General features: G+C 35.0%; 13 protein-coding genes and 3 pseudogenes. 10 read left to right on the top strand and 6 right to left on the bottom strand.

Translation table 11 applies throughout. The annotated features are described in order from the left end of the window. Window positions 1–72: 72 nt before the first annotated feature. A pseudogene (locus tag ACHUE4_RS14960) lies at window positions 73–294 on the top strand (ATP-binding domain-containing protein); the annotation flags it as partial. Between the two features lie 223 nt (window positions 295–517). Continuing rightward, the gene (locus ACHUE4_RS14965) at window positions 518–925 is read left to right on the top strand and encodes an organic hydroperoxide resistance protein (RefSeq protein ID WP_394191465.1); all 408 of its coding nucleotides are present in this window, start codon (window positions 518–520) and stop codon (window positions 923–925) included. Between the two features lie 251 nt (window positions 926–1,176). Here ACHUE4_RS14965 and ACHUE4_RS14970 read toward each other — a convergent pair. The 3 genes and pseudogenes from ACHUE4_RS14970 to ACHUE4_RS14980 all read right to left on the bottom strand — a co-directional run. Further along, window positions 1,177–1,351: pseudogene (locus ACHUE4_RS14970) on the bottom strand (GMP reductase); the annotation flags it as partial. A 3-nt stretch (window positions 1,352–1,354) separates the two neighbouring features. Continuing rightward, window positions 1,355–2,284: a hypothetical protein gene (locus tag ACHUE4_RS14975; protein ID WP_394191467.1), complete on the bottom strand. Its 930-nt coding sequence runs from the start codon at window positions 2,282–2,284 to the stop codon at window positions 1,355–1,357. Between the two features lie 82 nt (window positions 2,285–2,366). Next, window positions 2,367–2,963, bottom strand: a complete 597-nt coding sequence (locus ACHUE4_RS14980; protein ID WP_394191468.1) for a hypothetical protein — start codon at window positions 2,961–2,963, stop codon at window positions 2,367–2,369. 230 nt (window positions 2,964–3,193) lie between these two features. Here ACHUE4_RS14980 and ACHUE4_RS14985 point away from each other — a divergent pair, with 230 nt between their 5' ends. Continuing rightward, window positions 3,194–4,096 (top strand): helix-turn-helix domain-containing protein, encoded by a 903-nt coding sequence (locus tag ACHUE4_RS14985; protein ID WP_394191470.1) that lies wholly within the window; start codon window positions 3,194–3,196, stop codon window positions 4,094–4,096. Between the two features lie 95 nt (window positions 4,097–4,191). Here ACHUE4_RS14985 and guaC read toward each other — a convergent pair whose 3' ends face one another. Continuing rightward, window positions 4,192–5,175: a GMP reductase gene (gene guaC, locus ACHUE4_RS14990; RefSeq protein ID WP_394191472.1), complete on the bottom strand. Its 984-nt coding sequence runs from the start codon at window positions 5,173–5,175 to the stop codon at window positions 4,192–4,194. A 259-nt stretch (window positions 5,176–5,434) separates the two neighbouring features. Then, complete coding sequence (locus ACHUE4_RS14995; RefSeq protein WP_394191474.1) at window positions 5,435–5,713, bottom strand: hypothetical protein; 279 nt, start codon at window positions 5,711–5,713, stop codon at window positions 5,435–5,437. Between the two features lie 221 nt (window positions 5,714–5,934). Between ACHUE4_RS14995 and ACHUE4_RS15000 the strand changes: the two genes are divergently transcribed. From ACHUE4_RS15000 to ACHUE4_RS15025, 6 genes are all read left to right on the top strand, one after another. Beyond that, a complete protein-coding gene (locus ACHUE4_RS15000; RefSeq protein WP_394191476.1) occupies window positions 5,935–6,132 on the top strand; it encodes a hypothetical protein in 198 nt (65 codons plus the stop codon). Window positions 6,133–6,244: 112 nt separating this feature from the next. Further along, the gene (locus ACHUE4_RS15005) at window positions 6,245–7,060 is read left to right on the top strand and encodes an MBL fold metallo-hydrolase (RefSeq protein ID WP_394191478.1); all 816 of its coding nucleotides are present in this window, start codon (window positions 6,245–6,247) and stop codon (window positions 7,058–7,060) included. Between the two features lie 198 nt (window positions 7,061–7,258). Then, on the top strand, window positions 7,259–7,750 hold the full coding sequence (locus tag ACHUE4_RS15010; RefSeq protein ID WP_394191480.1) for a DUF2975 domain-containing protein: 492 nt from the start codon (window positions 7,259–7,261) through the stop codon (window positions 7,748–7,750). 10 nt (window positions 7,751–7,760) lie between these two features. Continuing rightward, window positions 7,761–7,982, top strand: a complete 222-nt coding sequence (locus ACHUE4_RS15015; RefSeq protein WP_394191482.1) for a helix-turn-helix domain-containing protein — start codon at window positions 7,761–7,763, stop codon at window positions 7,980–7,982. Between the two features lie 314 nt (window positions 7,983–8,296). Next, complete coding sequence (locus ACHUE4_RS15020; protein ID WP_394191484.1) at window positions 8,297–9,055, top strand: FxLYD domain-containing protein; 759 nt, start codon at window positions 8,297–8,299, stop codon at window positions 9,053–9,055. A gap of 70 nt (window positions 9,056–9,125) precedes the next feature. Then, window positions 9,126–9,755 (top strand): hypothetical protein, encoded by a 630-nt coding sequence (locus ACHUE4_RS15025; protein WP_394191486.1) that lies wholly within the window; start codon window positions 9,126–9,128, stop codon window positions 9,753–9,755. Window positions 9,756–10,126: 371 nt separating this feature from the next. Here ACHUE4_RS15025 and tnpB read toward each other — a convergent pair whose 3' ends face one another. Then, a complete protein-coding gene (tnpB, locus tag ACHUE4_RS15030) occupies window positions 10,127–11,260 on the bottom strand; it encodes an IS200/IS605 family element RNA-guided endonuclease TnpB (RefSeq protein WP_394191490.1) in 1,134 nt (377 codons plus the stop codon). A gap of 458 nt (window positions 11,261–11,718) precedes the next feature. Between tnpB and ACHUE4_RS15035 the strand changes: the two are divergent. Continuing rightward, a pseudogene (locus ACHUE4_RS15035) lies at window positions 11,719–11,932 on the top strand (lysine--tRNA ligase); the annotation flags it as partial. Window positions 11,933–12,195 lie beyond the last annotated feature (263 nt).

A 12,195-nucleotide genomic window follows, 5' to 3' on the forward strand; every position in this document is an offset into this window, starting at 1 on the left:
CATTTGGATAAAGAAAACGAGTAATTTTGTGCATCTTTAAACAAGCGAAAGTGTACATGTTTAGATTGACATTTACAGTTATTGAAGAAAGGCTCGGATGAATATGAACAAGGAGTTGTCGTCATCCCATCCTATTTGTCCAAAGGTATTGAATTCGACGCGGTCATCATATATGACGCATCCAAGGATGTATACGGAGATGAGAGCCTTCGAAGAGTTTTCTACACGGCTTGCACCAGAGCGATGCATTCATTGCAAATTTACAGTGTTGGTGAACCAACCCCGTTATTGTAATGAAAGATTTCCAATCATGATGAACATAGTGCTCGGTTTAAAAGCCAAGTAAGTGGATTCTACACTTGCTTGGTTTTTTTCAATAAATTGAGTTCAGTTTAAAAGTATCCTATAGACCAGCCAATAAAAATAAAAAATGGGGATTAATACGTAATGTGAATGGGATTGGTCCAAATTCACATAATACATGAGTAGATCACAATAAAACGAGGAGGGAATTTATTTGAAAGAACTTTTTACAGCGACAGTTACGGCTACTGGTGGACGGGAGGGCCGAGTCCAATCAGAGGATGGCGTGTTGGATTTAGCGCTGGCAATGCCAGGTGTAAAAAAAGATACAACGAATCCAGAACAACTTTTTGCGGCAGGCTATGCTGCTTGTTTCGATTCAGCTCTGAATTTGGTGGCAGGAAAGGAAAAAATCAAACACGGTGGATCGGAAGTGACGGCTCACGTCACGTTGCATCAAGGTGATGAAGGCTATTCACTATCCGTCAGACTGGATGTTTTGGTTCGGGATGTAGAAAAGGATGTAGCCAAACATTTGGTGGAAGCCGCACATAAAGTATGTCCATATTCAAGAGCTCTTGAAGGAAATATTGAAGTGGATGTCGAAGGTCGAACGGCATAAATTACTGTTATTTTATTCTTATAAATATTGCTATTGCTATAGTTATTAGTAGACTAGCAAAAAGGATGGTCTCAGATAGCAATTCCTTCCTACCGAAAACATTAAAAAAGACCATCAATTTGAATGCTATTTGATGGTCTATTTTTGTTGTTAAAATAGTGATTTCAGTTCAATATGAATATAATGATGGATTGATTTATCCCTTAGCGGCATTTCATTCAATAAATCCCATAGTACATTGGGAGAAATTCTTAATATACCTTATCACCATTAAAGATCGAATTCTTAACGATTACATAGTCTACCGTAGTAAATGGCTTCTAATGTGTTGCCACCTGCATAGGAAATAGATGATTGAAGATCTTGTTCCATTTCGATCAATGTATCTTCTAAGGCACCTTTATGCTCTACAAACATTTTCTCGCCGATCTATTTTATTAATACCATTCTATTGCTTGCTAACGGATCTTGTAGAAGAAAAGGTTTTTGTTGTGTTATAGGATTAAATGGTGTGGTTATCATTAGAAATTGAAGCGAATTATTTCTTTCTTTTAACGACTCTTTAAATTCTATTGGAATAGATTTTTCCTCACCAGGTTTAAGATTGTCGTATATATACTTGTTTTTCCCGCTAATTAGAGTTTGCTTGAAGTTCAATAATCCTACGATATAAAAGTCTAAGGACTCGGAATTCGAATTACCATAAATTAAATTGTAAGAAAAATTATTGCCTTCCATATTTTCTTTATACAAAGCTTCATATAAGTTTTCTCTGCTACTTAAAAATACACCATGAATTTTTCTATCTTCACTAATTAATGCGTCTGTATACAATGCAGGTCTCTCATCAGTTATATTATCAATATTTTTCAATAAGTTCACCCTAATTGAAAATATATCTGCTAGAGAAACTGCCGTTTCATAATCATCTGGTAATTTTTCAGGGTTAGGCAAAACTACATATGTAATAGAATGGAAGCCGTCATCAAGATCCTGAAATGAAACTTTAAGCTCCTTATATTCACCTGCCATTATTTCAAAACTGTGGTTGATAGTAGGTTCGCCATTACTAACACTGAATTCAAGCTGCTCACCATGGTCAAAGATCAAAAGAATAAAAGAACTATTTTTACTAGTTTTATTTCCTAATACTACACTTTTTGTAAAGGAATCATCCTTGATATTAAAAGTTCGCTCTTTTTCAAAAGTATCTCCATCATAAAGTCCAAGTGTATAAACTTCTTCAAATTCTGCCATGGGTTGTTCGTGAGACTGATAAGTTTCTTCATAAGATTCTTCTTTTAAACATCCACTTAATATTAATAGTGGGATAAAAATTAGCAAGATTTGTTTTTTCAAATATTAACACCTCATAGAGTATGAAAATCATACAGATTTTCATACTCAATATTTGATTAAAATTTAATATAAATGAAATTAATTATCGTTTAGCCTCTGTACTATGATATACACTATTTGCCCCAGAATGATGATATGCGTGACTGCTACGAGAATATTGTGGAGCTGTAGGAACCATCCAACTTTGTTGTGCTGCAGAAGTATTTGCAAAAGAAGAATTTGTTCTATTATCCGTATCCTGATCTTCTACTGAGCCATTCATGAGAAGAGTAGTATTTACACTAATTTTATCAATTGCCTTCTTTGAAGTTTTAGAACTACTTGTATATGAATCAGAGAATCCGTTAGCGTAGATTCTAAGTTGCGCCCAACCAAATTCTAATCTTGAAGAAACTGTACTTCGAGATGCGGCATAATACACAACAGCCTGGGTAGAAAAGTCACCTGTATTTACTGCCGTAGCATATTCCCCTTTTTCGACAGAGACTTCAATTATATCACCTTGCTTGTTTTTAGATATCTTTTCCAAAACCTTTTGACCAGACTTGTCAGTAAAAATGCGTGTACTAACATTTTCAATTTTGATGGATGCGATATCATTTGGTGCTGCACTAACAGGAACTAGGAACTGGAGTGATAGGAAGGTAAAACAAATTAAAGTAGGTAATATCTTTTTCATATGAAATTCCTCCTAATAATTAAAGTAAATAGATTTTTAGTATGATAAAGAACAATTGAGAGAAAAATAAATTCATCCTCCTCCAATAAACCATGCATCTAAAAGAATTTGTAAGATTTCTGTCATTCTAACCCTCCTCTCTTATTAAATACAAATTTATCCTATAATGTGATATATTTAACAAATAAGTCGTATCTGACTATTTCATTATGGATGGAGTTGTCGAGGACGTGAAAATCGGTGTATATTTTAAAAAAATACGTAAAAATAAAGGAATTTCACAGCATTACATAGCAAAAGATATTTTGAGCCAAAGTGCATACTCTAAATTTGAGCTTAATAAAATGGATATAATGTATAGTTCATATATTTCCTTGTTAGAAAAACTAGATATATCCCATGAAGAGTTCAATTACATAAAAAATGGCTATCAATATATTAAAAAGGATGAACTATGCAATCGGTTCTTTAAAATGACTTATAATAATCCAGCTAAGTTAAATGAGTTGATTTTAAGTATAGATACCTATTTAGTAGATAAAGAGGACATATTATTAAGGGACATAAAAAGTATTTGCGAGGCATTACTGCTTCTTATTGAAGCGAAGGATATGCATATAATACGTTTAAAAGTTGAAAATATATGGAGCCGACTTTCAAAGTATGATGGGTGGTATATTAAAGAAATTCAACTATTAAATTCGATTCTTTTTCTTTTCCCTATAGATACTGCTTTAGAAATCACTTATCATGCAATTAAAAATCTCAAAAAATATAAAGAATTTCAAGACACATATAAATTAGAAATTAATATAAAGCTAAATATGTCGTTGTTACTAATAAAAAATGAAGATTATCAAGATGCCATAAATACTCTTGATTCATTAATAAATATTTGTAAATCAAACTCCTCGTATAAACAATTAGCTGCTATTAGGAAAGGAATATCATTAGAATGTTTGGGTTTAGAAGGGCAAGAAATTATAAGAAAGGGTAAAACTATTCTCGAAGCTATAGAGGATCAAACTTTACTGGATATCTTAATGAATGAAGAGCGTTTATATGTAAAAAATAGTAATTATGACGATGGAGTAGGTATAACCAAATACAAAAATAGCGGCCGAATGAAATGAATCTTCTGCCGCTACTTTTGTATGTTGTTAGTGATACGATTAGTGGTTAAAATATCTTTTATTCAATGATGAACTTTGGATGTCTACAGTTATTTTTAATATACTTTATCCCCGTTAAAGATCGAATTCTTAACGATTACATAGTCTACCGTAGTAATGGCTTCTAATGTGTTGCCACCTGCATAGGAAATAGATGATTGAAGATCTTGTTCCATTTCGATCAATGTATCTTCTAAAGCACCTTTATGCTCGACAAACATTTTCTTGCCTTCTACATTTTTCTTTTCACCTTTTTGGAATTCCGAAGCTGAACCGAAATATTCTTTAAAGAGTTTCCCATCTTTCTCGAATGTTTCACCTGGAGACTCTTCATGTCCAGCAAATAAGGAACCAATCATGACCATGGATGCACCAAATCTGACCGATTTCGCAATATCTCCATGAGTACGGATGCCGCCGTCTGCAATAATTGGCTTCGTTGCTGCTTTTGCACACCAACGAAGCGCCGCTAATTGCCAACCGCCAGTTCCGAATCCAGTTTTAATCTTCGTGATACAAACTTTTCCTGGTCCGATACCCACTTTAGTTGCATCCGCACCAGCATGTTCCAATTCTCTTACTGCTTCAGGCGTTCCGACATTCCCTGCAATCACAAAACTCTCAGGTAAATGTTTCTTGATGTGCTGAATCATCTCGATTACTGCATTGGAATGGCCATGTGCAATATCAATCGTAATGAACTCAGGTACAAGTTGTTCAGTAGCTAACTGTTGTATGAAGGCGTATTCTTCCTCTTTCACGCCAACGCTAATAGAAGCTATTAATCCACGAGACTGCATATCTTGAATGAAAGCGATGCGTTTCTCTGGTTGAAAACGGTGCATGATATAAAAGTAACCTTTTTCTGCTAAGTAAATCGCAATCGTTTCATCAATAATAGTCTGCATATTGGCAGGGACTACAGGCAACTTAAACGTATGTTTACCTAAAGTCACCGTTGTATCACATTCAGAACGACTATTTACTACGCACTTCGCTGGAATTAATTGAATATCTTCGTAATCAAATACGTTTTCCATCATTTACACCTCTAAATCCGAATATTAAAGTTTTGTTTTTTAAAAATGTTCGTCTATAGGGTAATTTATAACATATCCACTCGCATGTCAAAGCTTTTTACAAATCAGCACGATTAACTTTATTCAAATCCGAAAGTAAAATGAATGTTCCTTCAAACATAAAATATGTAAATTTCAATATTGAAAAACTGCATTTAATGTTGGAATGCACCCAACCAATACACACTAAAAGTTTGGTGGGTGCAATTTTATTTCCTAGCTACTCTTTCTTAGATGTATATTGGATCGCTGTTCTTTTACCTCTCAACGATCTGGAACCGATCTCTGCAAATTCGCGAGCGAGTTCTGCTTTAATATTATCTGGAGCGATTTTTTGTTGACTGGATTCATTTAGAACTTTCAAAGCCTTGGTTCCTATTTCTGCAAACTCACTAGCAGTTTCTTCTTTAATACGACCAGGTGCAATTTTTAGGCTTTTTGGAGACTGAGGTAAAGTTTGTTTGCTATTACTATGGGATTTGTTATCATCTCTGCCCACAATGCATCATCCTTTCTTATTTTGGTTCGTATTAGTTTGTCTTAGCAAATCATATTCATGTAGAGAAAATTTCAAAAAATAAAGGATACCAAATTATTGTAAAAATATATAAATAAGGGTTTTAATTATCGGTATAATTCAGATGGAAATTTCAGTGCTAAAGAATTGATTTGAGAGAAATAAAAAATCTCGTCAGCTTGAAAAGGAAAGGATGAAATGACGTGGTCACATTTTTTGAATCCCTTCAAGATTTAACATCTCTTTTGCTATTTATTTCAAGCATTATTTTTCACAGACAACTCAAACTAACTAAGTGGAAAAGAAAACTTTCTAAAGGCGAGATGACCATGTTTGTCATTACTTCCCTTGCAATTCCTATTTACGGCGTTACTTATTTTGTTCTTTTACTTGGAACTTAAACTACGCTATTCTGCCCTATGTAAAGTTAGATGCCATATTATTAATGTGAATACTCATTCATTTTATGATAAAGTCTTCTAAACAGAAGGTTTTTTAAAGGGAGCGGGATTCATGATTTTTAAGAAAAAGGTGGAGCAGTCCGAACAAAATGGTGTTCAAATGATTAACGGCACCATCGCATTTCAAGGCGTAAAGCTAAATGTGTACAGCTTTTTGTTGGACGGCATCTTAATTGATACAGGTGCAAAGTCACTCGAAAAGGAATTCCGCCCATTCTTTGACCAACACGAAATCGATCAAGTTATGATCACCCATCATCATGAAGACCACACGGGTGGAGCGGCTTATCTAGAGCAGTTAGGAAAACCAATTTATATGAATGAGCAATTTATCAAAAGCTGTCAGTCTAAAGCGAACTATCCGTTGTATAGGAAGGTATTCTGGGGGAAGCGAGATCCATTTCAAGCGAAGCCGATGATGAGTACTTTTACGAATAGAGGGGCAACATGGGAGTCTATTCACACTCCTGGCCATGCGGCAGATCATATGGCTTTTTTGAATAAAGAAACAGGACAACTATTCACCGGCGACCTATATTGTCAGGATCGGACAAAAGTAGTTCTTCGAGATGAAAGCATTCCAACGCAAATCAATTCCCTGAAACGAGTCCTTGTCTACGATTTCGATGAGGTATTTTGCAATCATGCAGGATATTTAAAGAACGGCAGAGACAATCTCAATCGTAAACTCGATTATTTGCTTGAACTACAAAGTGAAATTTTTGATCTCCATCATAAAGGCTTTCAACCTAAACAAATCAATAAAATCCTCTTCCCTCAAAAATATCCTATTTTGTACTTTTCAATGGGTGAGTGGGATTCGTTGCATATCGTAACGTCGGTTCTTAAAGAAGGATTGGCTAATTAAAAATTCACTCTGGTTTGAAATTAAATAAGTACAAGCTACAGAACATTTCTTTGTCATGAGAAATGTTTTTTTTTTTTTAAAAATGTAATGAATATTTAAATAACAATAAGAATAAAATTAAATACAACAATAATTTATTGTAAAACGATAAATTGCCTGTTAAAATCAAATTGAAAATAAATTAGTGAGGTGCTTTTTATGAAACGCGGAACAACACTCTTTTTAAAGATAGCTGTCATTTTTATTGGTATTCCGGTTCTGGCTTTGTGTATCTTTTTGTTGCCTCAGATTGCGACTGAAGCTAATGAAGCAGCTGAAAGAGGTTCGGATATTGCATATGTGGTGTATGGCATTCTATTAATCATGTATGTTTCCACGATCCCATTTTACTTTGCTTTGTATCAATCTTTTAACCTCTTAAGCTATATTGACAAAAACCAAGCTTTCTCCGAGTTATCAGTAAGGGCTTTAAAGAAAATTAAAAATAGTGCTCTTATCATGAGTGGCTTGTATGTACTAGCCCTTCCATTCGTCTTTATACTAGCAGAGATCGATGACGCACCTGGTCTCGGACTAGTGGGAATGGTGATGATTTTTGCTCCATTAGTCATTGCTGTCTTTGCTGCTGTACTTCAAAGACTTCTACAAGAAGCCATCGATATAAAATCAGAAAATGACTTAATGGTCTGAGGTGAAAACTATGGCAATTATAATTAATATTGATGTGATGTTGGCGAAAAGGAAAATGAGTGTAACAGAACTATCGGACAGGGTTGGAATAACGATGGCGAATCTGTCTATATTGAAAAACGGAAAAGCAAAAGCGATTCGATTATCAACTTTAGAAGGAATTTGCAAAGCTTTAGACTGTCAGCCTGGAGACGTTTTAGAGTACAAAAGTGATGAATATATTCAAGAGTAATAACGTGAATAGAAATTAAAATTCATTTGCAAAACGACATAACCTTAAAGAGAAAATCCCCTAGAATTTATTTATTCTAAGGGGATTTTCTCATGCAATAAAAGGCAATTTCGTTAAAGGTAGGTTTTATTGGAATAAACAATAAGTCTATTTTTGCACTTTAATCAGAACATTTATCATTAATAGATTATTTACAATTATTTCAATAATTAGGGTGAAAGTTCTATTTCGCTGAAATGTTATTGTAAAAAACCTTAAATGCTTTATTATTACTGTTGCTATCATATAAATGATAAGAATTGGGGGAATTAGAATTGAGAAAATTATTATTTGGATTAACGTTTTTAAGTGTTGGTTTTTTAGCTGCATGTGGAGCTGAAGAGTCAACTACATCAACAAAAGTCGACGACAATGAAACACAGACAAATACAGAACAAACTGAAGAAGTAAAAGCAGAGGCAAGTATTGAAGTATTCCAAGAAACATACGGAGTATGGACAGATTCGATTGATTCTGTGTGGGTTCACTACAGTGCTGAAGTGAAAAACAATGGTGAAGAGGCAGCTAGTATTGGCGATATTCAAGTGAACTTTGAAGGAGCAGATGGGTCCGTACTAGGTACCGATACAATGTTATCTGCTACTCCGGGTATTATTCAACCTGGTGAAACTGCCTATATTACAACATCTACAACATTAGATGGTTACGCTGAAACTGATTTTGCTAAAGCGTCTTTAAATCTTGATTTTGATACGGTATCAGAAGAAGCACAGTTGCTGAAAGCAGATGCAACAAAGTTAGTAGACTTATCAGCTGATGAATATGCCTATTCTCCATATAAAGTTACGGGGACAATCATCAACGATTCGGAAGAAAAATCAGATGATATCCGTATTGCATCTGGTCTGTATGATGCTGAAGGTAAATTGCTAGGAGTCCTTGAAGGTTCACTTCAAGTTTCCTTAAACCCTGAGGGCAAAGCAGGTTTTGAATTAACATACCCTGAGCTACCGAAAGATATCAGTGGTAAAGCAACAGAGGTAAAAGTTAAAGTTTATAACTGGACTTGGTAATTAACTATTTTTTATTTAAGAAATTAGTAAAGACATTCTAAGAATATACACCCATAATGGAGGCTTTAACGTGAAAAAACTGTTACTTGGACTAATTTTGATGAGTATGCTTGTTTTAACTGCATGTTCATCTACAAATGATACTGAAAAAGAAAGTAAGGACAAAGAAAAAACTGAAGCTGTTGCTGCAGATAGTAAGACTGAGAAAGACGAGTCAGTTGGCGTAGATAAAGGCCTTTTCAATGTAGAAGTTACTCTTCCTGCTAGCTTCTTTGAAGGGGAAGATATTGATACAGCCATCGCTGAAGCTAAAGCTGATGGTATTAAAGAGGCAACAAAGAATGCTGATGGATCAGTTACTTATAAGATGTCGAAAGATAAGCACAAAGAAATGATGAGCGAAATGGAAGTTGGCGTTAAAGAGTATATGGATGAACTAGTGACTGAAGATTATCCATCAATACGTGAAGTAACTGCTAACAAAGAGTATTCGACATTTACCTTAACTGTTGATAAAGCGCTCTATGAAGACAGCTTTGATGGCTTCGCTTCTATGGGGCTAGGCATGATGGGGATGTATTACCAAGTGTTTGATGGTGTAGATGCGGAAAACACAAAAGTTGAAATAAATGTACAAGATGAAGCGACAAGTGAAGTATTCGAAACAGTGGTTTTCCCTGATGATATGGAAGAAGAGTAAGCTTGGAAAAAATCGTGTAAATCCATATGAATAAGTTAAAGACGATTTAACCGCAAATAGGTTAAATCGTCTTTTTGTTTTCAATAAACCTATATTATAGTTTTAATAAATCACCAATTCACAAAAGGTATAACATCTTATTACAAATTTGTTTGTAATACAGAGATCAATTTGCTACTATCATTATTAATAGTTAAACGAGCGATGAAGAGACGAGTAATTGAACTACCCCCACTTATCGACCTTACGTGCTGATTGAAGTGGGAGATTCTTGGGAACAGAGCGTACTTATTGACGTATTTCTTTGTCAACAGAGGCTTCTCTTATGGACCAAGCTATCCCCGCAGATTCCTGCGGTTCTACCCTTTTGTTTAAGACAAAAATAAGGTTCTTAAGCCTTCGGCTAGGATATTTTTGCTGGCATTTATATCTCTATTGTGATGTTCGTGACAAACAGGACACGTCCAATCCCTTATTTCAAGAGATTTCTTGCCATCCTGATGTCCACAATCGGAACATATTTGACTAGACGGGAACCATCTGCTTATTTTCACGATGGTTTTACCATACCATTTCGCCTTGTATTCTAATTTCGATACAAAAGCAGACCACGATACATCAGAGATTGATTTTGCTAACTTATGATTGCGTAACATTCCTTTCGTATTCAAATCTTCGATACAGACAATATCGTGGTTTTTGATGATGTCTGTACTTAATTTATTAAGGAAATCGTCACGTTGGTTCATGATTCTTTCGTGCAATCTAGCGACTTTTATCTTTTGCTTCTGATAGTTTTTGGCATCAAGAAGGCTTATCCCCTTGTTTTTAACATTCAATGCACGTCTTGAAAGTTTCCGTTGTTCACGCTTTAGTTTCTTTTCCATCTTTGATGTGAACTTATTATTGTCAATCTTGCGACCATCAGAAAAAATTGCAAAGTCAGTGATCCCTAAGTCTATGCCAATAGATGAATCAGTTTTCTCCAATGGTTGAACGACTGTTTCGGCCAAAATGGATACAAAGTATTTGCCACTAGGATTTTGTCTAATAGTCGCACGAATAATACGACCTTTTACTTCACGACTTTTTGCAAAGCGAACAAGACCCAGTTTCGGTAATTTTATTTTGTTATCTACAATGGCAATGTTATGATTTGTTTCTTTCGTTGTGTAGGATTGCACCTTATTCTTTTTAGACTTGAAGCGTGGTGCTTTATTTTGTTTCTTGAAGAATCGTGAATAGGAATCAGCCAGGTTTTTAAGTGAGGATTGAAGGGCAATGCTATCAACTTCTTTTAGCCATACGAACTCCTTTTTTAAATGTGTTAATTCAGCCGAACAAGAATGGTACGATAATCCTTTGCCAGTTTCTTTGTAAGTATCGTTCCATCTCCCTAAAAAGCGATTAAATACGAAACGACTGCATCCAATTGTTTTAGCAATGAGGATTTCTTGTTCTTTGGTTGGATAGATCCGGAATTTGTATGCCTTATTAACTAACATAATTTCCACCCCCAACGATACGAATGTTTGTTCTCATTGTATCATCGTGAGGAAAGTTTTGGCTACCGCCAACCGACATTCATCTCCCACCTACTCATTAGGCTTCGCCCTTTTCATTCCTTGAGGTGGGAGTGTTCTGTCGGGTAAAGATAAAACAAATCTTTACAGAGACCCCCGGACGCTGAAAATGGGGGGAAGTGACTTTTATTGAATAAAACCTCTGAGCTTCGTACGGAACTAAGAATTTCTTAGGGATGCTACGACGGTTTCCTCCGTTATTGGGATAGGGTATCTCATTATTTGTCGTAACTGATAAGGCTTGTTGAGTAATCAATAAGCAAAACTGAGGTGGTACAGTGAATTCAACTCTCGCCCTCAAGATGAAAATCTTGAGAGGTGAGAGTTTTTTTATTTTCTAACATGAAGTGATTAAACATTTTATAAAAGAGTTGACTGATATGCATTGGGCATACCAAATAGCTGAAAAATTAATTGAGAAACACCCAACAAAAGAAGTCTTTACATGTGCCAGGGATTAGTCCATCTTCAGTTCATATGGGCAACTTCCGTGAAGTTGTGACTACGTATTTTGTGGTGAAAGCATTAGAGGGGATGGGCAAAAAGAATGCGAGTATGTCAAAAAGAGTTGTTCCAAAATACGTATCAACTAGTCTTGAATGAAAATAGTGGACCAAGATTACCACTTCTAATTAGTGCGGTGGGAAGAGATCAAATGGTTAAATTACTTACTTTCTAAGAGCATATTTTATAGATCGATCTGTGTAAAGCGCAGCTGTTTTGAGGAATATCAACAATCACTTGAAAAGATGTTTGAAATTTCTCACAGTCTACTTCATTATTAACAGTAGACAGTCTTTTCGTAATCAAGGAATACCGGATTGCGTAAAAAGAAATACATTCTATGAAGGAAGTCA

The organism is Paenisporosarcina quisquiliarum (genome assembly GCF_043641925.1).
Lineage (GTDB): Bacteria > Bacillota > Bacilli > Bacillales_A > Planococcaceae > Paenisporosarcina > Paenisporosarcina quisquiliarum_A.

What these genes read in the sequence shown, in the direction of transcription:
- ACHUE4_RS14980 (WP_394191468.1), bottom strand. Translation starts at nt 2,963, where the DNA reads ATGAAAAAGATATTACCTACTTTAATTTGTTTTACCTTCCTATCACTC.
- ACHUE4_RS15005 (WP_394191478.1), top strand. Translation starts at nt 6,245, where the DNA reads ATGATTTTTAAGAAAAAGGTGGAGCAGTCCGAACAAAATGGTGTTCAA.
- tnpB (WP_394191490.1), bottom strand. Translation starts at nt 11,260, where the DNA reads ATGTTAGTTAATAAGGCATACAAATTCCGGATCTATCCAACCAAAGAA.
- ACHUE4_RS15015 (WP_394191482.1), top strand. Translation starts at nt 7,761, where the DNA reads ATGGCAATTATAATTAATATTGATGTGATGTTGGCGAAAAGGAAAATG.
- ACHUE4_RS15010 (WP_394191480.1), top strand. Translation starts at nt 7,259, where the DNA reads ATGAAACGCGGAACAACACTCTTTTTAAAGATAGCTGTCATTTTTATT.
- guaC (WP_394191472.1), bottom strand. Translation starts at nt 5,175, where the DNA reads ATGGAAAACGTATTTGATTACGAAGATATTCAATTAATTCCAGCGAAG.